Annotated in this window: 23 protein-coding genes; 9 read left to right on the top strand and 14 right to left on the bottom strand. The window is 61.0% G+C overall.

Going from position 1 to position 22,308, the window contains the following annotated elements; all coding sequences use genetic code 11:
- Positions 1–104: 104 nt before the first annotated feature.
- From rplS to ffh, 5 genes are all read right to left on the bottom strand, one after another.
- Complete coding sequence (rplS, locus tag LOY70_RS05615; RefSeq protein ID WP_003175895.1) at positions 105–455, bottom strand: 50S ribosomal protein L19; 351 nt, start codon at positions 453–455, stop codon at positions 105–107.
- A gap of 45 nt (positions 456–500) precedes the next feature.
- Positions 501–1,274 carry a tRNA (guanosine(37)-N1)-methyltransferase TrmD gene (trmD, locus tag LOY70_RS05610; protein ID WP_170845966.1) on the bottom strand — a complete coding sequence of 258 codons (774 nt, stop codon included), beginning with the start codon at positions 1,272–1,274 and terminating at the stop codon, positions 501–503.
- Complete coding sequence (gene rimM, locus LOY70_RS05605) at positions 1,256–1,792, bottom strand: ribosome maturation factor RimM (RefSeq protein ID WP_025212043.1); 537 nt, start codon at positions 1,790–1,792, stop codon at positions 1,256–1,258. Before rimM ends, trmD begins: the two co-directional genes overlap by 19 nt.
- A 5-nt stretch (positions 1,793–1,797) precedes the next feature.
- Positions 1,798–2,049 carry a 30S ribosomal protein S16 gene (gene rpsP, locus LOY70_RS05600; protein ID WP_003198088.1) on the bottom strand — a complete coding sequence of 84 codons (252 nt, stop codon included), beginning with the start codon at positions 2,047–2,049 and terminating at the stop codon, positions 1,798–1,800.
- Between the two features lie 251 nt (positions 2,050–2,300).
- Positions 2,301–3,677, bottom strand: coding sequence for a signal recognition particle protein (ffh, locus tag LOY70_RS05595; protein ID WP_265034055.1), 1,377 nt, complete (start codon positions 3,675–3,677; stop codon positions 2,301–2,303).
- A 206-nt stretch (positions 3,678–3,883) separates the two neighbouring features.
- Between ffh and LOY70_RS05590 the strand changes: the two genes are divergently transcribed.
- From LOY70_RS05590 to cmoB, 8 genes are all read left to right on the top strand, one after another.
- Complete coding sequence (locus LOY70_RS05590; RefSeq protein ID WP_265034054.1) at positions 3,884–4,696, top strand: inner membrane protein YpjD; 813 nt, start codon at positions 3,884–3,886, stop codon at positions 4,694–4,696.
- Between the two features lie 12 nt (positions 4,697–4,708).
- Positions 4,709–5,950 carry an HlyC/CorC family transporter gene (locus LOY70_RS05585; RefSeq protein WP_265034053.1) on the top strand — a complete coding sequence of 414 codons (1,242 nt, stop codon included), beginning with the start codon at positions 4,709–4,711 and terminating at the stop codon, positions 5,948–5,950.
- A gap of 412 nt (positions 5,951–6,362) precedes the next feature.
- Positions 6,363–7,673: an MFS transporter gene (locus LOY70_RS05580; RefSeq protein ID WP_265034052.1), complete on the top strand. Its 1,311-nt coding sequence runs from the start codon at positions 6,363–6,365 to the stop codon at positions 7,671–7,673.
- A gap of 150 nt (positions 7,674–7,823) precedes the next feature.
- A complete protein-coding gene (gene lon, locus LOY70_RS05575) occupies positions 7,824–10,238 on the top strand; it encodes an endopeptidase La (RefSeq protein WP_265034051.1) in 2,415 nt (804 codons plus the stop codon).
- Between the two features lie 214 nt (positions 10,239–10,452).
- Positions 10,453–10,845 (top strand): protease inhibitor I42 family protein, encoded by a 393-nt coding sequence (locus tag LOY70_RS05570; RefSeq protein WP_123342613.1) that lies wholly within the window; start codon positions 10,453–10,455, stop codon positions 10,843–10,845.
- A gap of 2 nt (positions 10,846–10,847) precedes the next feature.
- On the top strand, positions 10,848–11,483 hold the full coding sequence (locus LOY70_RS05565) for a lysoplasmalogenase (protein ID WP_265037973.1): 636 nt from the start codon (positions 10,848–10,850) through the stop codon (positions 11,481–11,483).
- Between the two features lie 154 nt (positions 11,484–11,637).
- Complete coding sequence (gene cmoA / locus LOY70_RS05560) at positions 11,638–12,381, top strand: carboxy-S-adenosyl-L-methionine synthase CmoA (protein ID WP_265034050.1); 744 nt, start codon at positions 11,638–11,640, stop codon at positions 12,379–12,381.
- Entirely contained in the window at positions 12,378–13,334 is a 957-nt protein-coding gene (cmoB, locus tag LOY70_RS05555; RefSeq protein ID WP_265034049.1) for a tRNA 5-methoxyuridine(34)/uridine 5-oxyacetic acid(34) synthase CmoB, read from the top strand. The genes cmoA and cmoB overlap by 4 nt, the downstream gene beginning before the upstream one ends.
- Before the next feature lie 119 nt (positions 13,335–13,453).
- Here the strand turns inward: cmoB and tadA are convergent, their stop codons facing one another.
- From tadA to LOY70_RS05520, 7 genes are all read right to left on the bottom strand, one after another.
- Positions 13,454–13,951, bottom strand: coding sequence for a tRNA adenosine(34) deaminase TadA (gene tadA / locus LOY70_RS05550; protein ID WP_265034048.1), 498 nt, complete (start codon positions 13,949–13,951; stop codon positions 13,454–13,456).
- On the bottom strand, positions 13,951–15,327 hold the full coding sequence (locus LOY70_RS05545; protein ID WP_024617660.1) for a multicopper oxidase family protein: 1,377 nt from the start codon (positions 15,325–15,327) through the stop codon (positions 13,951–13,953). Before LOY70_RS05545 ends, tadA begins: the two co-directional genes overlap by 1 nt.
- A 124-nt stretch (positions 15,328–15,451) precedes the next feature.
- Complete coding sequence (locus LOY70_RS05540) at positions 15,452–15,976, bottom strand: helix-turn-helix transcriptional regulator (RefSeq protein ID WP_265034047.1); 525 nt, start codon at positions 15,974–15,976, stop codon at positions 15,452–15,454.
- A gap of 4 nt (positions 15,977–15,980) precedes the next feature.
- On the bottom strand, positions 15,981–16,256 hold the full coding sequence (locus LOY70_RS05535; RefSeq protein ID WP_265034046.1) for a hypothetical protein: 276 nt from the start codon (positions 16,254–16,256) through the stop codon (positions 15,981–15,983).
- A 243-nt stretch (positions 16,257–16,499) separates the two neighbouring features.
- Positions 16,500–16,907 (bottom strand): DUF6632 domain-containing protein, encoded by a 408-nt coding sequence (locus LOY70_RS05530; RefSeq protein ID WP_265034045.1) that lies wholly within the window; start codon positions 16,905–16,907, stop codon positions 16,500–16,502.
- 124 nt (positions 16,908–17,031) lie between these two features.
- Entirely contained in the window at positions 17,032–19,011 is a 1,980-nt protein-coding gene (locus tag LOY70_RS05525) for a tetratricopeptide repeat protein (protein ID WP_265034044.1), read from the bottom strand.
- Positions 19,012–19,328: 317 nt separating this feature from the next.
- On the bottom strand, positions 19,329–19,886 hold the full coding sequence (locus LOY70_RS05520; protein ID WP_265034043.1) for a hypothetical protein: 558 nt from the start codon (positions 19,884–19,886) through the stop codon (positions 19,329–19,331).
- A gap of 185 nt (positions 19,887–20,071) precedes the next feature.
- Here LOY70_RS05520 and LOY70_RS05515 point away from each other — a divergent pair, with 185 nt between their 5' ends.
- A complete protein-coding gene (locus LOY70_RS05515; RefSeq protein ID WP_265034042.1) occupies positions 20,072–20,383 on the top strand; it encodes a hypothetical protein in 312 nt (103 codons plus the stop codon).
- A 120-nt stretch (positions 20,384–20,503) separates the two neighbouring features.
- On the opposite strand, the gene LOY70_RS05510 is transcribed toward LOY70_RS05515, so the two are convergent.
- Both LOY70_RS05510 and LOY70_RS05505 read right to left on the bottom strand, forming a co-directional pair.
- Positions 20,504–21,367 (bottom strand): class I SAM-dependent methyltransferase, encoded by an 864-nt coding sequence (locus tag LOY70_RS05510; RefSeq protein ID WP_265034041.1) that lies wholly within the window; start codon positions 21,365–21,367, stop codon positions 20,504–20,506.
- 66 nt (positions 21,368–21,433) lie between these two features.
- On the bottom strand, positions 21,434–22,279 hold the full coding sequence (locus LOY70_RS05505) for an alpha/beta fold hydrolase (protein WP_265034040.1): 846 nt from the start codon (positions 22,277–22,279) through the stop codon (positions 21,434–21,436).
- Positions 22,280–22,308: the final 29 nt, after the last annotated feature.

Below are 22,308 nucleotides of genomic sequence, written 5' to 3'. Positions count from 1 at the left end.
TGCATCGAAATAGAAGATGAAGGTATGCAGGGTGCTCAAAGAGCAAATCGCAGGCAACAAAAAAGCAGCCCGCAGGCTGCTTTTTTTTGCATCGGAAGCTGGACTTAAGCCAGTTTTTCCTTGATGCGAGCTGCTTTACCGGACAGGTCACGCAGGTAGTACAGCTTGGCTTTACGCACGTCACCGCGACGTTTCACAGCCATGCTGTCGATTTGCGGGCTGTAGGTCTGGAAAGTACGCTCTACGCCAACACCGTTGGAGATTTTACGAACGGTGAAAGCACTGTTCACGCCACGGTTACGCTTGGCGATAACGACACCTTCGAACGCTTGCAGACGCGAACGGTCGCCTTCCTTCACTTTCACCTGAACGACAATGGTGTCGCCCGGGGCAAAGGTAGGGATTTCTTTGGTCATCTGCTCTGCTTCGAGTGCAAGGATGATTTTGTTAGTCATGCTGTGCTCCTAAGGCAAGTCGTCGGACTCACCATCGATACGTTGTTAACTATCGTCCCGCTCGCGGATGTATTCCTCGAGCAGCTTCTTCTCTTCTCCAGAAAGCGAGCGGCTTTCCAGAAGATCGGCGCGTCGTTCATAGGTCCGACCAAGGGACTGCTGTAAACGCCAACGCCGGATGTGCGCGTGGTTGCCACTTAGCAACACGTCGGGAACACGCTGATCCGCATACACCTCCGGTCGGGTGTAGTGCGGGCAATCCAGCAGACCATCCGTAAAGGAATCTTCCTCAGCGGAATCTGCATGCCCTAAAGCTCCGGGCAGCAGTCGTGTAACCGCATCGATCAGGACCATTGCCGGCAGCTCGCCGCCAGACAGTACATAGTCGCCAATCGACCACTCTTCATCGACATGAGCTTCAATGAAACGCTCGTCAATGCCTTCATAACGGCCGGCAATCAGGATCAATGCATCCGAATTCGCCAGCTCGCGTACCGCCGACTGAGTCAGCTGGCGGCCTTGGGGCGACAGGTAAATCACCTTCGCGCCCTCCCCGGCTGCGGTCCTGGCCTGAACCAGAGCGTCTTCCAGGGGCTTGATCTTCATCACCATGCCCGGACCACCGCCAAACGGGCGATCGTCCACAGTGTGATGCCGATCCGTGGTGTAGTCCCGCGGATTCCAACAGGTGAGCTGCAACAGCTCCTGTTTCACCGCGCGGCTGGTTATGCCGTACTCGCTGATGGCGGAAAACATCTCGGGAAACAATGTGATGACTTCAACGCGCAAATTAGCCACGTTTAGAAATCCGCATCCCATTCCACCTTCATCTCGCCTGCCGCAAGGTCGACGGCCAACACGCATTGCTCGGTATAGGGCAACAGGCGTTCGCGATCATCCAGGCTGCCGACGCAAGGCTTGACCACCATGACATCGTTCGAACCGGTCTCGAGCAGGTGATCGATTTTCCCGAGCAATTGCCCAAGGTGATCGATGACCTTCAGACCCACCAGCTGGTACCAGTAGTACTCGCCGTCGGTCAGTTCAGGGAACAGGTTGCGTGGCACGCAGATCTCATAACCGGCCAGAAGACGCGCTTCTTCACGATCATCGAGATCCTTGAGCTTCGCGACCAGGAACTTGTCGTTCCCGCGTCCGCTGACCAGCTCAACCTGTTTCACGCTACCTTCGCGCTTGAGCGTCCAGGTTTTGTACTCCAACAGGTTTTTGATCGGATCAGTAAAGGAATACACCTTCACTTCGCCGCGAACGCCATGAACAGAATAGATCTTGCCGACAACGATCAAATCATCAGCATCTTTTGGCGTCGCGTTCATATTGCTCAGGCCGCAGCCTTAGCCGATTCCTTCAACAACTGAGCAACACGCTCAGAAGGTTGTGCACCAACGCTCAGCCAGTAGGCTACGCGCTCTTGGTTCACGGACAGACGAACTTCCTGACCACGGGCAACAGGGTTGAAGAAACCAACCTGCTCCTTGTGGGAACCGTCACGCGGGTTGCGGCTGTCGGTTACGGTCAGGTGGTAAAACGGGCGCTTTTTGGAGCCGCCAAGGGCAAGACGGATTGTTAGCATGTGAACATCGTTCCTGTAGTCGGTGCTGCAAATCTAAATGCACAGCGGGCATAGGTGCCCGAAAGGCCGCATATTCTAAGGAATATCCGGACTTTTGCAAATGTCTTTTTCCGGCGCCTATCGGCATGCCATTCAGATCTGCCATGAAGCCGTCGTTGAAAACGGCCGGTCAGCGCCCGCCGCAGGCGGGTTGGCTGGAGATCCCACGTCCCCGTGGGCGGCACCGGCATGACTGCCGGCGCCTGGATTCTTTACATCTTGGGCATGCCACCGCCGGGCAACATACCGCCCATGCCGCGCATCATCTTGGCCATCCCACCCTTGGCGGAGAATTTCTTCATCATCTTCTGCATCTGCTTGTGTTGCTTGATCAAGCGACCGATGTCCTGCACCTGCGTGCCGGAACCCATGGCGATACGGCGTTTGCGCGAACCGCTGATCAGCTCAGGGTCGCGGCGCTCGGCCGGGGTCATGGAGTTGATGATGGCTTCCATCTGCTTGAACTGCTTTTCAGCCGCGCCCTGGGCGTTGCCCATCTGCGCCAGGTTCACGCCGCCGATGTTCGGCAGTTTGTCCATGAGCCCGCCAAGGCCGCCCATGTTCTTCATTTGTTGCAGCTGGTCGCGGAAGTCTTCGAGATCGAAGCCCTTGCCCTTCTTCAGCTTCTTGGCCAGTTTGTCGGCCTTGTCCTTGTCGAGGGTCTGTTCAGCCTGCTCGATCAGGCTGAGCACGTCGCCCATGCCGAGGATACGCGAAGCGATACGCTCGGGGTGGAACGGTTCGAGCGCTTCGCTCTTCTCGCCCATACCGATGAACTTGATTGGTTTGCCGGTGATGGCGCGTACCGACAGTGCGGCACCGCCACGGGCGTCGCCATCGACCTTGGTCAGGATCACGCCGGTCAGCGGCAGCGCATCACCGAACGCCTTGGCGGTGTTGGCCGCGTCCTGGCCGGTCATCGCATCGACCACGAACAGGGTTTCCACCGGGTTGATCGCGGCATGCAGCGCCTTGATCTCGCCCATCATCTCTTCATCGATGTGCAGGCGACCGGCGGTATCGACGATGACCACGTCGATGAACTTGAGTTTTGCTTCCTTAATTGCCGCCTGGGCGATGTCCACCGGCTTCTGGCTCAGGTCGGACGGGAAGAATGTCACGCCGATGTCGCTGGCCAGGGTTTCCAGCTGCTTGATCGCCGCCGGGCGATAGATGTCCGCGGACACCACCATCACCGACTTCTTCTTGCGCTCTTTAAGGAAGCGCGCCAGCTTGCCGACCGTCGTAGTCTTGCCCGCGCCCTGCAGACCGGCCATCAACACCACGGCGGGGGGCACGGCGCTCAGGTTCAGGTCTTCGTTGGCGGCGCCCATCAGGCTTTCGAGCTCGGCCTGGACGATCTTCACGAACGCCTGGCCCGGCGTCAGGCTGCGCGACACTTCGGTGCCGACGGCGCGTTCCTTGACCGAATTGACGAAGTCCTTGACCACCGGCAGGGCGACGTCGGCTTCAAGCAACGCCATGCGCACTTCGCGCAGGGTGTCTTTGATGTTGTCCTCGGTCAGTTTCGCCTTGCCGGTGACATGGCGCAGCGTCTGCGAGAGACGGTCGGTTAGGTTTTCAAACATGCGCGATCCTTTCAGGCCCAGATGAGACCGGGATAATGGCGGCCCAGACCGTGAAAAATGTGCTCGGCGAGCCTGCGGCGTGGGCAGGTCGCGGATTATAGCGAAGAAGCGAGCAACGTACAGCTCGCTGTCAGTTGCGGTGGTCTTTCGTGCGGAGGGGGTTCTATGCCAAACTCAGCGCCTTTCGGGCTTGCCTAACAGGATTTATGCTCCCCTTGTCACCCAGTTTGCTTGCCACTCTCGCCGCCGCTTGCCTCTATGCCGCTGCGACCTTCTATCAAGGCTCCCGCCTGGCCACCGGCGCCAAGGCGAACAAACGCCTGCTGGTCACGCTTGGCGTGCTGGCGGTGCTCGGCCACGCGACCAGCCTTTATACCCATTTGATGACACCGATCGGCCTGGGCCTGGACTTTTTCAACGCCGCCAGCCTGATCGCCGTGGCCGTGATCGCCCTGACGTTGCTGGCTTGCTCGCGCATCCCGGTGGAAAACCTGCTGGTACTGTTGTTCCCGCTGGGGCTGGCCACGGTACTGCTGGCCCAGTTCACGCCGTCGGGCACGGTGCAGATCATCGACGAAGAGCCCGGCATCCTGGCCCACATCCTGCTGTCGATCCTCGCCTACGGCCTGTTCACCATCGCGGTGTTCCAGGCGTTGCTGCTGCTGGTGCAGGATCACCAGCTCAAGAACAAGCACCCCTCCGGGCTGATCCGTAACTTCCCGCCGCTGCAAACCATGGAAAGCCTGCTGTTCGGCTTCCTCTGGGCTGGCTGGACCCTGCTGTCGCTGTCGCTGCTCTCTGGGTGGCTGTTCGTCGAGAACCTGTTCGCCCAGCATTTGGTGCACAAAACCCTGCTGGCCTGCCTGGCGTGGGTGGTGTTCAGCGTGTTGCTGTGGGGTCGCACCCGTCTCGGCTGGCGTGGCCATAAAGCGATTCGCTGGACCCTGGCCGGCTTTTGCCTGCTGATGCTGGCTTACTTCGGCAGCAAGCTGGTCCGTGAATACATTCTGCATATCTGACGGACGGCCCTGATGGATACCTTGCCCGTGGGGCCGCTATTCGCTGTGTTGGTCGTGCTGATCCTCTGGTCGGCCCTGTTCACCGCGATCGAAGCCGCGCAACTGCACCTGTTGGCCCAACGCAAGGCCTCCCGCGCCAACGACAAACCGCTGGAGGCGCTGAACTTCCCCCGGGACAGCCTGATTCTGTGCAATACCCTCTGCCGCGCCCTGGCCGTGGTGATCGGCACATTGCTGGCGATTTTTACCTGGCTGGAAAACGGCCCCTGGATGGCCTGGCTCGGCACCAGTGCGGCCCTGCTGATTTTCGCTGACTACCTGCCGCGCACCCTGGCCATCCGCCAACCCGACGCGGTATTGGCACTGGGCAACGCCCTGCTTGGCGTGCCTCTGAAGATTCTTTATCCCCTTGCCTGGCTGTTGAATGGCGTCAGTCAGTTGCTGCTGCGTCCATTTGCCCGCAAGCGCAACGTGGTACAGCAAAGCGACGACGAGCTACCCGCGCCTGTGCGCAATGAGCACGAACCTGAACACCGCAACAGCCGGCTGCATACGATTTCCGGCATCCATGCCCTGGACAACATTACCGTCAATGACATCCTCCTGCCCCGCAGCGAGGTCGATGGCATCAACCTCGACGACCCCATTGGCGACATCATTGAACAACTGCGCCTGAACCGTCGTACCCGCCTGCCGGTGTTCCACAGCGACATCAACCAGGTCGAAGCGGTGCTCAACACCCGCCAGATCCGCCATCTGCTGGCGGACGCCAGCCTCACCAAGGAAGCCCTGCTGGCCGCCTGCCACGAACCTTACTTCGTGCCCGAAAGCACGCCCCTGCAGCTGCAACTGTTGAATTTCCACAAGCAGCAACGGCGCCTGGGCATGGTGGTGGACGAATACGGCGAAGTGCTGGGCATCGTCACCCTGGAAGACATTCTCGAAGAGATCGTTGGCGAGTTCGAAAGCGAGCACAGCCTCGACAACCCCCACGTCCATCCCCAGCCCGATGGACGCTTGATGATCGATGGCGCCGCGTCGATCCGCGAACTGAACAGAACCCTGGGCTGGCATCTGCCTTGCGACGGCCCCAAGACCCTCAACGGGCTGGTGACCGAAGCGCTGGAAACCATCCCCGAAAGCCCGGTCTGCCTGAAGATCGGCCGTTATCGATTGGAAATCATCGAGACCGTGGACAACCGTGTCAGCCAGGTCCTGGTGTGGCATAACAGTTCGGTGCCTGCAGTTTCCTGATTCCCGGCAAGCTCAAGGTGAAACACTGTTGTGGCGAGGGGATTTATCCCCGCTGGGTCGCGCAGCGGCCCCCAAACTATTAGCTCAGTTGCATCAGATTCAGCGTAACTTCGTTTGGGACTGCTTCGCAGTCCAACGGGGATAAATGCCCTCGCCACAAAAGCTCGTTTCGGCGTCAATAGATATTGTTGATTCGTTAGCCCCCTTCCTATAATCAATCCGCTTACCCAGCCCCGCCCGAACCCTGTGCTTACCCCGCACTTAGTCGGTTCCGGCCAGACCATCGGCAAAATCCGCATCAGCCTTGCGACTGTTCCTACCCGAAACAGCGACAGGACACCTGCCCACATCCCTGGGTGTTCAACCATAATAATTCGCTCCAACGGAGCACATGACTGTCAGGGATCACTGCATGACCACCACTTGCAACGAGGCTGTGCCTGCCCAGCCGACGAACTCCGCCACCCGCGTGGCGACCGCGAGTTTCATCGGCACCGCCATCGAGTTCTACGACTTCTATGTCTATGCCACGGCCGCCGCCCTGGTGATTGGGCCGGTGTTCTTCCCTCAAACCTCAGGCACGGCACAGATGCTGTCGTCCTTTCTGACGTTCGGCATCGCCTTCCTCGCCCGTCCACTGGGATCGGCGCTGTTCGGCCACTTCGGTGACCGGATCGGGCGCAAGTCCACGCTGGTGGCCTCCCTCTTGCTGATGGGCGTCTGCACCACCCTCATCGGCGTGCTGCCCGGCTACGCTAGTATTGGCGCCTGGGCGCCGATCCTGTTGTGCCTGCTGCGTTTCGGCCAGGGCCTGGGGTTGGGCGGTGAATGGGGCGGCGCGGCGCTGCTCGCTACCGAGAACGCCCCCAAAGGCAAGCGCGCCTGGTTCGGCATGTTCCCGCAACTGGGGCCCTCCATCGGCTTCCTGGCGGCCAACGGGCTGTTCCTGACCCTGGCCATGACCCTGGACGACGAGCAGTTCCGTTCCTGGGGCTGGCGGATTCCGTTCCTGCTCAGTGCGGTGCTGGTGATCGTCGGCCTCTATGTGCGACTCAAGCTCCATGAAACTCCGGTATTTGCCAATGCCATGGCCCGTCAGGAACGGGTGAAAATCCCCTTGGTCGAGCTGTTCAGCCAATATTGGGCACCGACGGTGCTGGGCGCGGCGGCGATGGTGGTGTGTTACGCGCTGTTCTACATCTCGACGGTATTTTCCCTGAGTTACGGCGTGGCCACGCTCGGCTACAGCCGCGAGACGTTCCTGGGCCTGCTGTGCTTTGCCGTGCTGTTCATGGCGGCTGCCACGCCCCTGTCGGCCTGGGCCAGCGACCGCTATGGGCGCAAACCGGTGCTGCTCATCGGCGGAGTGTTGGCGATTGCCTCGGGTTTCGCCATGGAGCCCTTGCTGTCCCACGGCTCAACCGCAGGCGTGGCGCTGTTCCTGTGCATCGAGTTGTTCCTGATGGGCGTGACCTTCGCGCCCATGGGCGCCTTGCTACCGGAGTTGTTTCCGACCCACGTGCGCTATACCGGCGCGTCGGCGGCCTACAACCTGGGCGGCATCGTCGGCGCCTCGGCAGCGCCGTTCTTCGCCCAGAAACTGGTGGCGATGGGCGGCCTTAGCTACGTCGGCGGTTACGTATCAGGGGCTGCGGTGCTCAGTGTGATCGCCGTGTTGTGCCTGAAAGAGACACGCCACAACGATCTGAACAAGGTCGCCTGAACAGGGAGCCGGGCCTGGCAACAGGCCCGGCTCCAGACCTGTCGGACGCCTGAACAACGTTCAATGAAATACCCGCTAACATTCACCCACCATTGAAACCACCCCCCACCTGCCCCATCTAAGACCCATACTCCATTGCGCAGGTGCCCCATGAGCGACCAGCACTCTACTGAAGCCACGAACGAATACGCTGACTCCGAACACATCGAACACACCGCTTCCGGCACCGGCCTGGCCCTGCCTGGCCAGAACCTGCCGGACAAGGTCTACATCATCCCCATCCACAATCGCCCGTTCTTCCCGGCCCAGGTGTTGCCGGTCATCGTCAATGAAGAACCTTGGGCCGAAACCCTGGAACTGGTGGCCAAGTCCGATCATCACTCCCTGGCGCTGTTTTTCATGGACACGCCCCAGGAAGACCCGCGCCATTTCGACACTTCGGCACTGCCGTTGTACGGCACGCTGGTCAAGGTCCATCACGCCAGCCGCGAGGCCGGCAAACTGCAGTTCGTCGCCCAGGGCCTGACCCGCGTGCGCATCCGCACCTGGCTCAAGCACCATCGCCCGCCGTATCTGGTGGAAGTCGAATACCCGCACCAACCAAGCGAGCCGACCGACGAAGTCAAGGCCTACGGCATGGCGCTGATCAATGCGATCAAGGAACTGCTACCGCTCAATCCGCTGTACAGCGAGGAGCTGAAGAACTACCTCAACCGCTTCAGCCCCAACGACCCATCGCCGTTGACCGACTTCGCCGCCGCGCTCACCTCCGCCACTGGCAGTGAGTTGCAGGAAGTACTCGACTGCGTGCCCATGCTCAAGCGCATGGAAAAAGTGCTGCCTATGCTGCGTAAGGAAGTCGAAGTGGCGCGGCTGCAGAAAGAGATTTCCGCCGAGGTCAACAACAAGATCGGCGAACATCAGCGCCAATTCTTCCTCAAGGAACAGCTCAAGGTCATCCAGCAGGAGTTGGGGCTGACCAAGGACGACCGCAGCGCCGACCTCGAACAATTCGAACAGCGCCTGGAGGGCAAGACCCTGTCGGCCCAGGCGCAGAAGCGCATCGAAGAGGAGATGAACAAGCTCTCCATCCTGGAAACCGGCTCGCCGGAGTACGCCGTCACCCGCAATTACCTGGACTGGGCGACTTCGGTGCCGTGGGGCGTGTACGGCCAGGACAAACTTGACCTCAAGCATGCCCGCAAGATTCTCGACCAGCACCACGCCGGCCTGGATGACATCAAGGACCGTATCCTGGAATTCCTCGCCGTCGGTGCCTACAAAGGCGAGATCAGCGGTTCCATCGTGCTGCTGGTGGGCCCGCCGGGCGTGGGCAAGACCAGCGTCGGCAAGTCCATCGCTGAATCCCTGGGCCGGCCGTTCTACCGTTTCAGCGTCGGTGGCATGCGCGACGAGGCGGAGATCAAGGGTCATCGGCGCACCTACATCGGCGCCCAGCCGGGCAAGCTGGTGCAGGCGCTCAAGGATGTCGAAGTGATGAACCCAGTGATCATGCTCGACGAGATCGACAAGATGGGCCAAAGCTACCAGGGCGACCCGGCCTCGGCCTTGCTGGAGACCCTCGATCCGGAACAGAACGTCGAATTCCTCGACCACTACCTGGACCTGCGCCTGGATCTGTCGAAAGTGCTCTTCGTCTGCACCGCCAACACCCTGGACTCGATCCCCGGCCCGCTGCTGGACCGGATGGAAGTGATCCGCCTGTCGGGCTACATCACCGAAGAAAAAGTCGCCATCGCCAAGCGCCATTTGTGGCCCAAGCAACTGGCCAAGGCTGGCGTGTCCAAGGGCAGCCTGACGATCAACGACAGCGCCCTGAAGGCCCTGATCGACGGTTACGCCCGTGAAGCCGGGGTGCGGCAGCTGGAGAAGCAACTGGGCAAACTGGTGCGCAAGGCCGTGATGAAGCTGATCGATGACCCGAAGGCCGTCATCAAGCTTGGGCCAAAAGACCTCGAGGCGTCCCTGGGCAAACCGGTGTTCCGCAATGAGCAGGTGCTGTCCGGCATCGGCGTGATTACCGGCCTGGCCTGGACCAGCATGGGCGGCGCGACCTTGCCGATCGAAGCGACACGCATCCACACCCTCAACCGTGGCTTCAAGCTGACAGGGCAACTGGGGGAAGTGATGAAAGAGTCGGCGGAAATCGCCCACAGCTACGTCAGCTCGCATTTGAAGCAATTTGGCGGCGATCCGAGGTTCTTTGACGAGGCCTTCGTACACCTGCACGTACCGGAGGGCGCCACGCCCAAGGATGGCCCAAGTGCCGGGGTGACCATGGCCAGCGCCTTGCTGTCCCTGGCCCGCAACCAACCGCCGAAAAAAGGCGTGGCCATGACCGGCGAACTGACCCTCACCGGGCATGTGCTGCCGATTGGCGGGGTGCGCGAGAAGGTGATCGCGGCGCGACGGCAGAAAATCAACGAGCTGATCCTGCCGGAAGCCAACCGGGGCAACTTCGAAGAACTGCCGGACTACCTCAAGGAAGGGGTGACGGTGCACTTTGCCAAGCGGTTTGCGGATGTGGCCAAGGTGTTGTTCTGAGGATCCTGTAGCGCCTGCAAGGGCCTCATCGCGAGCAAGCTCGCTCCCACAGTGGATTTGCGGTGTTCACAGCATTTGTGATCCACACCAAGCCCTGTGGGAGCGCGCTTGCTCGCGATGGCGTCATCCGCAACAACACATCCCCACCTGACACACCCAGTAGCATCTTCGGTTATGCTCGCCGTTCGTCGTGAATGCCGGAGCCGTTGCCCTTATGTCCCTCACTCGCCTGCTTGTCCCCGTCAGCCTCGCCCTGCTGAGCGCCTGCGCCACGCAAACCAGCAACAACGTGACCGTGGAAAAACTGAGCCAGTGCCCGGTGCGACTCAACAGCGGGCAAAACCTGATCCTGAGCTTGCCCAGCAACCCCACCACCGGTTATCGCTGGGCGATCCAGGATTCGGCGGGCGGCGTGCTGAAATCCCTTGGGCCTGAGGTTTATCGCAACCCGGAGGATGCCGGCATCGTCGGTGCCGCCGGGGTGTCGACCTGGCGTTTCCAGGCCTTTAGCGCCGGCACTGGTCGCTTGCGCCTGACCTATCAACAGCCCTGGGCACCGGAAGTGCCTCCGGTGGAAACCTTCGACTGTGCCATAGCGGTGAAATGACCGTGGGCTGGCTGATCCTTGCATTGATGGGCGCAGCCACCTACCTGTACGGCCTGAGCGTGCACGCTACGCTGCTGTGCCTGCTGGTCAAGCCAATGCCGGTGCTGGCCCTGCTCGGCTGGCTGCACGATGCGCCACCCGGCGAGTATCGACGCTGGATCAGCCTGGGCTTGATCTTTTCGCTGGTGGGCGACGTGTTGCTGGCTTGGCCGGGGGACCTGTTCGTGTTCGGCCTCGGCGCGTTTCTGCTGGCGCACCTGGCGTACCTGAAAGCCTACCTCAGCGATTGTCGTCGCCCGGCGCTGTTGCCGCTGGCCCTGGCTTTGAGTATCGGCGCGGTCCTGCTCGGGATCCTGGTGTCGAACGGCCTCGGGCCGCTGTTGGCTCCCGTCATGGTCTATGGCCTGGTCATCAGCGCCATGCTCTGGCGAGCGCTGGCGCGACTGGGCACCGAAGTGCCGAAACGTTCGGCCTGGCTGGCCGCCGCCGGGGCGCTGTTTTTTGTTTTTTCCGACAGTGTGATCGGCATCAACCGGTTCGTGGCGCCCTTCCATGCCGCGCCTTACCTGATCATCATCAGTTACTGGCTCGGTCAGTGGGGGATTACGGCGTCGGCGTTCCCGCTAAAGCGGCACTGAACGGAGATCAATGTGGGAGTGAACTTGCTCGCGATAGCGCTCTATCAGCCAACATTATGGCTGGCTGAACCACCCCAATCGCGAGCAAGCTCGCTCCCACAGTTTTTTTAGTTAAAATGCCGGCCTTTTCACCCCCCATGCCGCTGGAACTGCCGTGAGCAAAGAGCCCGATCGTCTATTCGCCCAACCCTTGGCCCAGGTGCCGGACTTCGCCTTCAACGAGGACGTGGTGCGGGTCTTTCCGGACATGATCAAGCGTTCGGTGCCGGGTTACCCGACCATCGTCGAAAACCTCGGCGTGCTCGCCGCGCAATTCGCCCAGCCAGGCAGCGTGCTCTATGACCTCGGCTCGTCCCTGGGCGCGGTGACCCAGGCGCTGCGCCGTCATGTGCGCACCGACGGTTGCCGGGTGATTGCAGTGGATAACTCGGCGGCCATGGTCGAGCGCTGCCGGGAATACCTCAACGGCCAGGACTCGATGTTCCAGGAGCTGCTGCCGGTGGAGGTGATTGAAGGCGACATCCTCGCCCTGACCTTCCAGCCAGCCTCGGTGGTAGCGCTGAACTTCACCCTGCAATTCATCGCGCCAGACCAACGCACCGCGCTGTTGAGCCGCATCCGCCAGTCGTTGCTGCCCGGTGGCGCCCTGATCCTGTCGGAAAAACTGCGCTTCAACGATGCCGAGGAACATGCACTGCTCAACGACCTGCATGTCGCGTTCAAACGCGCCAACGGCTACAGCGAGCTGGAAATTGCCCAGAAACGCAGCGCCATCGAAAACGTCATGAAGCCCGACAGCCTCGAAGAGCACCGCGAGCGCCTCTTGGCGGCCGGCTTCTCGAAAGTCGTGCCGTGGTTCCAGTGTCTTAACTTCGCCTCGTTGATTGCCCTGCCATGATCGATTTGTCCCCCCTCGCCCGCCATCTGGCCGGCACGCCCCTGGCCGATTGGGCCGCGACGCTGCAGACGCAACTCGACAGCAAGATGGAAAAGGGCCACGGCGACCTGGAGCGTTGGCAAAGCGCCCTCGATGCGCTGCCGGTTTTGCAACCCACCACCGTCGACCTGCTGAACGGCCTGACCCTCGATGCCGACTGTTCCGACGAAACCCGTGCACAGATGCGTACGGCACTGATGGGCCTGTCGCCGTGGCGCAAAGGGCCGTTCGACCTGTTTGGCGTACACGTGGACACCGAATGGCGCTCGGACTGGAAGTGGTCGCGGGTGGCGCCGCACCTGGATCTTGCGGGCAAGCGCATCCTCGATGTGGGCTGTGGCAACGGCTACTACATGTGGCGGATGCTCGGCGCCGGGGCCGACACCGTGATTGGCGTGGATCCCAACTGGCTGTTCTTCTGTCAGTTCCAGGCCGTGCAACGCTACCTTTCGCAGCCCAACGCCTGGCACCTGCCGTTTCCGTTCGAGGCCTTGCCGCCGGAGTTGGAAGGCTTCGACACGGTATTTTCCATGGGCGTTTTCTACCACCGCCGCTCGCCCATCGAACACCTGCTGGCCCTCAAGGACTGCCTGGTCAAGGGTGGCGAACTGGTGCTGGAAACCCTGGTGATCGAGGGTGACGAACATCAGGTACTGGTGCCCGAGGATCGCTATGCGCAGATGCGCAACGTGTGGTTCCTGCCGTCGGTCCCGGCCCTGGAACGCTGGCTGCGCCGCGCCGGGTTCAGCGATGTCCGTTGCGTGGACGTGAGCCTGACGACCGTAGAAGAACAGCGCAGTACCGAGTGGATGAAGTACCAGTCGCTGAGTGACTTCCTCGACCCTGCCGACCACAGCAAGACCATCGAAGGGCTGCCGGCGCCGAGGCGTGCGGTGATTGTGGCACGTAAATAAATAGCCCAGCCACCACAAGCCCCCTGTGGGAGCGAGCTTGCTCGCGATGACGGCCGGACATTCAACAGACATGTTGCCTGACAGACCGCTATCGCGAGCAAGCTCGCTCCCACAGGGGATCAGTCTGAAGACTTGGCTCTTCGGGCCTTGAAGAACTCACTCAGCACCGTACTGCACTCCTCGGCCAACACTCCACCCTCGTACATCACCCGATGATTCAGGAACCCCTGGCTGAAAAACTGCCCCTGGCTCTGCACGATGCCGGCCTTGGGCTCCAGGGCGCCGTAGACGACCCGGGCGATGCGCGAGTGGACGATGAGGCCGGCGCACATGCTGCAGGGCTCCAGCGTCACATAGAGGGTGCTGCCGGGCAGGCGATAATTGCTCACCGCCTGGGCGGCGGCGCGGATGGCGACCATTTCCGCGTGGGCGCTGGGATCGTGGCCGCTGATCGGGCAGTTGAAGCCACGCCCGATGATCTCGCCGTCCTGCACCAGCACCGCGCCCACCGGCACTTCGCCCAGGGCGGCACCTTGGGCGGCGAGCGCCAGGGCTTCGCGCATGAAGTCCTGGTCGCGGCTGCGGTCGATGATTTTGGCGGGGCGAATCTGGCGCATCACGCCACCTCGATGGCGGCCATCAGGCCGGTTTCCATGTGGTCGATCACATGGCAGTGGAACATCCACACGCCTGGATTATCCGCCACCAGTGCCACCTGCGCCCGTTCGTTCTTGCCCAGCAAGTAAGTGTCAGTGAAATACGGCACGACTTTGTGGCGGTTCGACGCGATCACCTTGAAGCTCATGCCGTGCAAGTGGATCGGGTGCTGGTACTGAGTCATGTTCTTCAATTCAAAAATGTAGCTCTGGCCTTTTTTCAGCGTGGCGATCGGCCGGTCGGCGCAGGTCTTGTCGGTGATGTCCCAGGCCTTGCCGTTGATCTGCCACAGGCTCGGCGGCTTGCCGTTGTCGACGTTGACCGACACCGAACCGACCCATTCGAAATTGAAGTTGAGTTTCTCGGCATTGGCCAGGTCCGGCTCGGACACCGGGTTGGGCGGCAGCGCCGGCGGCCATTGGCTCGGGGCGTCACTGTTAGGCACCGAGCGCAGGGTCCCCAGACGCACCGGGCCGTTGCGCAACGATAACTCCTCACCGGCTGGCGGCGCCTTGATCGCCAGACAAATGCGCATGCCCGGGCCAAGCCAGTATTCCTTGCCCAGCGGGCGCGGTTCGATGGGGTTGCCGTCCAGCGCATAGATCTGTGCTTCAACGCCTGGAATGTTGATGCGATAAGTCAGGGTGTTGTCGAGGTTGAGCAAACGCACCCGGGTGATCTGCCCGGCCGGCAGGTCAATCACCGCCTGCGGCACACCGTTGATGGTCGCCAACCGCCCGGCCGTACCGCCACGGGCCGCTTCACGGGGAATGCTGAAGGCGACGAACTCGCCCTGCTCATCCACGTGCCAGCTCTTGAGGCTCAGGGTCTGTTCGTATTTGAAGCCGGTGGGCTCACGCTCTTCGATGATCAGCGGTCCCACCAGCCCACGCCCGAGTTCTTCGCTGCTGTTGACGTGGGGGTGATACCAATAGCTGCCAGCGTCCGGCACACGGAATTTGTAATCGAAATACTCGCCCGGCAGCACCGGCAGTTGCGAGACATACGGCACGCCGTCCATCTCCAGCGGCAGACGGATCCCGTGCCAGTGAATGGTGGTGGCAACCGGCAGGTGATTGATGAAGCGTACCCGCAACCACTCGCCCTGGCGCACCCGCAGCTCGGTGCCCGGCGCCGAAGGGCCGAACGCCCAGGCCTGGGTCTTGTGCCCGGCCACCAGCTCCACGTCCAGGGGCGCGGCGATCAGTTCATAGTCGTGACCGGCCTCGGCATCGGCCCGCTTGCCCAGCCAGTACCGCGACGCACCGCCTGCACCCACACCAACGACAACAAGACCGGCCAGGCCACCGAGTATTTGGCGACGGGTAAAGGACATGAACGCAACCACCTATTGGATCCGCGCGAACCGTTGGGCCCGCAAAAGGCGAATACGATACACCCGCAATTGAGAAATATTAAGTGAAGGATTGTCGCGGCACTCGCTCGAACAATGATGGCCGTCACCCAACCAAAGCTTCCAACTCTTTGGCAGCCAAGCTCGGTAACCGTCGGCCCTCTTTCGCAACGTTGACCTGGGAGGCCACCAGGGCCACGTCCAGCACGCTCTTGGTAAGCGAATAGTTGCCCTTTGCCTGCAGCCAGGTCAGAACGTCCGCCAAGTGCCAGATAGACGCACTTCCCTCGTGCACCGGCGTCGGAAAGCTGCTCGGATGAGCCAACATCAGCTTGCGCATGTTCTGCCGAGAAACACCTACGATCTCAGCTACGTCGGTTAGGCCCACCAAGTCAGGGGCAACCTCGATCAGTTTGGCCGACGGCACCGCGCGGCGGACGTCGCTCAGAGCGCTAAACACTGCCTTGACCGCATCGGGAGCCTCGCGAGTGAACTCAAGCGCCAGCCGCCCCGGCTGCCCAATGCCGACCAGGGCATCGTCACAGCCAGCTTCACCCAGCCGCTCGACCAGCTCATCCGAGGCACAGTCATCGTCAGCAAGCTGATATTTCAAGGTAAAGGTATATTCCATCGTTCTATTCCTCAGCATCGTCATCAGCGCCACACCTATTGCGATGCGTGGTGCAATTGTCCACGACGCGTCGCAATGCTCGCGCATGATTGCCAGGGTTCTTCGGCGTGCTCCATATCGATGTGATGCAGAACTCACCACAGCGGCACTCCTCGTCGTTGTATGGACAATAAGTCCGCCCCCAGGCGTGGCTGCCGCCGACTTCTACGCGCCACCCCAACGCTTCGGCATGTCTCAACGCTTCTTCGACTTCCTTTTTCGGATGCGAGGGACGAATCATCAGTGGTCTCCAGTATTCGCATGACCTGCAAGGTTGTCAAATGACAACCAAACTCCTCCCTTGGATAATAAGCACTTCTCGGCAAACTCGATGAGGGCAGAATCGTAGCGAAAGGTGACGACAGCGAGCGGCTTTAAGCGACAAGTCCCAGGGCACCGCTGAGAAAAATCGGGATGACCACCCAAATGGAAAAGCCCTGGAGAGTTCATCCACAGGGCTTTCAGGCACGCCGCAACGCAAGGATCAGCCCGCCAATAAACGCGCCTTCTCACCCCGAGGCGTGAAGAACGCCAGCGCCGCCGCGACGACGAACAGCGCGGGCACGTCGCCGAGCAGATGGCCGTAATGGCTCATCCCGTCCATACCGACACCAAAGGACTGCACGGCCATGATCGCGCCGTGCACGACGCTCGACCACACGGTGAACCAGATCAGGCTCAAGTGCCTTATCGGATCACGGGAAGCCCTCAGCAGGAACACGCCCAGAGTGGCGTAGATACCGACAATCATCAGCGGATAGTCAGAATGGCCGCTGTGCCAAGTCCAACCGGACGGCCAAAGGATCATCAGTGGCCAGATCGCGAACACGGCGATCAGCCCCACTACGATTAAAACGATACGTAACGCGGCAAGTCGTTGGGTGTCATTCATGGCAGGCTCCTTATTCCGGCGTGTCTGTCGCCGTAACTGGACGCCCATGAGTATAGGACTCTCCTCGGACATACCCCCCTTCAACCCGCACCGTCAGTCGCCCTGACGGTGGTCGAGAGCCCCCTTATTCGCTGATTCGCGCCAGCCAGGCCTTATGTTCAGGCCGTGTATCAGCGGGCAAGTCCCGAATGTAGGCGTGTAACTCTGCCTGCATACCGAACACCCTCCATATCAGCGGAGCCAAGCGCAATACAGGGCTGCGCGCCTGTTCCAACTCACGCAGCAATTGCAGGCTGCGCTCTTTGTATTCGGCGAGTACGTTCGACTGGTAATCGAAGGCTTTGCCCAACCCGGAGATGTACATCAATTTTGCGACTTCAACCGTCGGCCAGTGGAGGACCATGTTGAGCGGCCAGTCGAGCATGGCGCGCTCACCCCACATCGCGGACTTGGGCATATGCCCGTTCGCCAGCAGCGTCAACGTGAAGGCCTGGCCCAGTTCTGTCAGGTACACCGGCAGGACTTCGGCCGTGGGATGCAAGTAGAACGAATCCAGTGGTGTCTCGCGCCTCAGTCCAATGCCGGCCAGCAAGCGCGTCTCAAGATCGAGTACCAGCGCGCCCATGTCTGCTGTCACCGCGCTGCCGCTTTCGGCGGTCTGCTGGGTGCGGGTCGTGCAGTCCCAGAGTTTCAGGGAAATCTGCCATTGGGCTTGATCACCTTCACCCGAACAGCCGATCTCGCCGGTGACAAAGGACTTCATCGTCGGCGGCACGATATCGAAAAGCGCGTGGCCGTCGGCTTCACACCCCGATAGCACCGGGCCGCCGCCTTCCACGATTTGGATATAGCAAGTGCCTACATGGTCGCTCCAGTAGTGCACGGCTTCAGACAGGTAAAGAGGAATCGCGCGCGCGAAGCGCCCCAGTTCATCCTCCCGTTGCGATTCGGCGCGCTCTGATCCGTCTGTACTCTTGGATAGCGCGAAGAAGCCGATTTCCGATGCCCCTTCCGGTTTCTGCGCAAAGAACCAGTCGGCGTTGCGCAAACCGTAGTGCCAGATCGGCTGGCTCAATGCCAACGTCGCGAACCTCAGGCTTTCAGGATCAACCGGCACGCCTCGGTCGTCCTGCTTGTGCATTTGCAGGAAGGCTTGGGCAAACTGATCGAGTTGGCTTTTGATCGGTGCAAAACCCAGGGCATACAGGCGGGCGAGCAGCGCCTCGCCTTCGACCGCATTCCCGAGTGCCTGATAGGCGCGCAGCAAGTTGATACCGGCCATGGGGTCGTGTTTGCGTTCATCGTAGACAGGCCCGACCAACTCAACGATCAGTGGGATCTGGCCGTTGTTACCCAAGTCGCCCGAGATCATCATCAGCGCATTGCCGTCGAAGGTACCCGCCGTCAGCACCTGCGCGTAAAACCTGCGTGCCGACTCGACGTCCTTCTGTTCCAGGCAATGACGCGCCAACCACAATGGCGCACGCCAACTGCCGGGTAACGCCGCCACGGAACGCAGCGCCTCGAGATAGCCCGCCTCGCCGGCCCTTTCCCGCTGCATGGCTGCCCACCACAACAGGCCGTTCTCCAGGTTGGGGTCGGCCTGGATCGCGCGCCAAAGCGTTTCATCGGCAAGCACTGGCTCGCCTCGCTCACTGAAGACCTTGGCCAGATTGGTCAGCAAGGTACCCGTCGCGCCCACTTTCGCCATCCCCGTGCGCAGCGTGTTTTCGGCGGCATCGAGCTGGCCGTTCTCCATCAGCACAATGCCCTGGATGACATGGCTGCGCTCGGGATTGCTGTCGATCTCGACAAGTTGCGCAGCGGCCGGGATCAAGTCAGCGACAAAGCCATCATTCAATCCCGAAATAATCAGGCTGTAGAGCTCGTCGGCAGAACGCCATTTCTCCTGCAGGTTTGGCAGGAAGACTTGGTCGCGCCACTCGTTGCGGGTGATCTTCATCTCACGACCGTAGCTGTCGTAGACCGTGATAAGTTCATTGTCGGCCGGCTGGGGCGGTGTCGCCTCAGGGTGCGCAGAAGAAACAGGTGTCGAAGTGCGGGACTTCTTACCGCCCAGGGCAGACAGGATGCGTTTGAACATAAGGGCAATGACACCGCTTCTGAGTTTGTCGGCACGGTGTTCTTGGGATGGAAGTCTGCAGTCTTCTTGTGAGCGGCCGACAGCTTTGCGCATTCACTTGCAGAGAGCGACAAACGTGGACAAGCCAAGAGCAACGATGGGGGAAGTTGGCATTTAAGCACAACTTCAAACACGACTTTGCGCAGCCGCTGGGCACAGACACCTTGGAAACGCCTATCCCCCTGTGGCGAGGGAGCAAGCTTCCTCGCCACACTGATAGGTTGCCGAATGCCTTATTGGAAAGTTCTTATCGTCATGAAAAAACTATCCCTGCACGGTCAGTTTGCGCCGGCATCTTTTTTTGGAACGCCAATGGTTTTGCGTTCACCCGTTGCGGAGACTTCGTACACGTTCATGACCCAAGTGTCGGCGATCACGGTTTCAACCAGGTAATTCTTCTTGGCTTGCGGCGTGAATTGCTGCGCAACAGGCTGTTCCTTGTCGAACGGCGTGGGCATGGGAATACCGTTAAAGGTAAACGGCTTGTCCTTGACCTCCCCTTTCACGTACACCGTTTTGTCCGATTCGACCAGTTGACTGATGCTGTCGGTCCCACCGGCGATTTTCTTCAGATAAGCCGGTATGCGCTTGAAGTAAGCAGAGTCATAAACCCGCTCACCCGCGCTCATGAATCCAGTATTGGCATACCCGTACATGTAACTGACAGGACGATCACCCTCACCGCCTATGGTACGGAAAGTCACGCTGGCTTGATGGTCATTCATGGCCAGTGGAACGACCGGCCCTGAAGTAAGATCACCCGCCTGACGGCTGCTGCAGCCGGCCATGACAAGGGCGAAAGTGATTGCTAATGGAAATGCCAAAGAAGTTTTCATTCGATCCCTGAACAGTTTAAAAAGGACTGTATAGAAGCATTTGCAGAGCGGAAGTTCCCTGTACGCTGTCGGTGCTGCTGTGGAACTGCCCCGTCTACCGACGCCACGCTGATCCTACACCACTGGAGAGACTCACCCGACGGGGTCTCATACTTTATCCGAGTCAAACCATAAGGAATAACGCCATGTGCACAAGGAGCCTGTTGCTGAGTTTGTGCGCTGTGTTACTGGTTGGCTGCACGGGAAGGGGCTTTCAACCGCCGCCTGGGGACTTCACACAATGGTACAAAAAGGGGGTGCCCCAGTCGGGTGTCGACAACGCCATGCGTGCTTGCGGGTATACCAATCTTGACGGCGCGGGAGACACCTCGCCGATTGATGTTGTGCTGACTCGGTTCTACTGCATGAAAGACGCAGGGTTCTCGCGCAGGGACAATCTCGACCTGTGCAAGGAAGGCCGCATCGGCGAATCACCGGTGTGCGAAGGCCGCCGGTAACGTTTACGAGTGTCGTGAAAACGCTGTAAACGACGGTTTCCAAGCCAGAAGGGGCATCAATCTGACCGGCCAAAGACACCCCGCGCCACCGAGCGGGGGCGTCTCCCCTGTTAACCCCTGTCAGCTTGCCGGATTGCTTGCCGTGACGATCCATGCCGCGCCGTCGATCATCACCGACCGCTCGCCGGGGAGGCCCGTGAAGGCGGCACGAACCGCGGCCCAGGCGCGGGCGCGGATGTCGTCGGGCTGATCAGCGAGCACAAGCGACAGCGGGCCGCCCTCGAACGCCATCTTCACCGCGTCGTCGATCGCCGCATCCCGCGTTCCGCCCTCACCGAACGGGATGGAAGCATCGAAGGGCGCGATAGCGATATCGGTGAAGCCGGCTGCCGTCAGGATGCGTGTCAGCCGCCCCCGGTCGCCGAACGAGAATGGGCCGGGCGCCTCGGGACCGGGCGGTGCGGGTAGCGGGACGATGTCCTTGATCGCGCCCATCGGCAGGCGCAGCCAATCGTTCTCGGCCACGCCGCGCCAGCAGACGAAAGCGACCCGCCCGCCCGGCCGGAGCGCGCGCCGCATATGGGCGAACGCCCCTGTCGGATCGTCGAAGAACATCACTCCGAAACGCGAGAACAGGAGGTCGAACGCGCCCTCGGGCAGTTCGGCGCTACTGGCGTCGGCTACCCGGAACTGGGCCAGCGTATCCTGTGGCGCAAGCGCACGCGCTCGGCCGATCAGTGGTTCGGATATGTCCACGCCCAGCACATGGCCACCCGCGCCGACGCGGCCTGCCAGATCCAGACTCGACGCACCCGCGCCGCAGCCGACGTCCAGCACGCGTTCGCCCGTGCCGGGCGCGGCGGCTTCGATCGCGGCCTGGCCGAATACCGCAAACATGGCGTCGAGCCGGGCCTGGTTGGCGGCCCAGTACTCACCGCTTTGGCCATTCCAGTCGGCGACCTGAGGGGCTTTTTGCTCTGTCATGACATCTCCTCGTTTTGATTCGTTCTTGACCAGCGCCCCTTTGATCGAGGCAAGGAGGAAAGGACGCTACTTGGCCCATGCCGCGATCCGTTCCGCGATCGCCTCAGGGGCCTCGATGTGTAGGAAGTGACCAACGCCGGGGACGATCTCCATCGCGTGCGGGGCGGCGAACCGATGTCGGTCGTCGACCTGCGCGGGGAGGATGCAGCCGTCGTTGGCACCGTGAAGCTGCAACAGGGGCACCGTGATCGGCTGAGACATGCGGCGCGTCGCACCAATCATGCCGGGGCGCAGCATCGCCCGGTAATACTTTAAGGGCGCGGGCATGCTCTTGCGCAGATGCTCGTGTAGCTCTGCCTTGAGAGCGGGATCGAGCGAGAAGCCGGGCGACCACTGACGCCAGAGGCGGTCGATGAAGGCAAGATCGCGGGCGGTGGCGATCCAGCCGCTTCCAGGCAGTTGAAAGAGCCCCATGTACGAGCTCCGGCGCAGTTGAGCGGGGTGCGTCAGCCGGCTCATGAACGTGAGTGGATGAGGGATTGCGAGCGCGACCGCGCGTTCGATCCGCTCCGGCGCGGTGACGCAGGCGTCATAGGTGATCAGGGCGCCCCAGTCGTGACCAATCAACTCCACGGCTCGCCCCGGAGACCAGCGGTCGATCAGCGCGAGCACGTCGCTGGTGAGGGCTGCGAAGTCGAACGGACCCGCGGTCGGGGACGGCGCGTAACCGCGAAGCCAGGGTGCGATGACGTGACGGCCACGGCGGCCGAGCTCGGCAAGGAAGGGCTTCGCGGTCGGCGGATGATCCGGGAAACCGTGCAAGACGATCGTCGGTTGACCATCGGGATCCCCGCCCTTCAGTGCATGAAAGGTGCCGTGTGGCAGGTCGAAAGTGACGTGTTCGAACTCCATGTGTGTCAGCCTTTTTTCAAGAGTGGTCG

It is taken from the genome of Pseudomonas sp. B21-054 (assembly GCF_026016345.1).
Lineage (GTDB): Bacteria > Pseudomonadota > Gammaproteobacteria > Pseudomonadales > Pseudomonadaceae > Aquipseudomonas.
The sequence above is the reverse complement of the archived record's forward strand: the minus strand, read 5'-3'. Positions and strand labels throughout refer to the sequence as shown.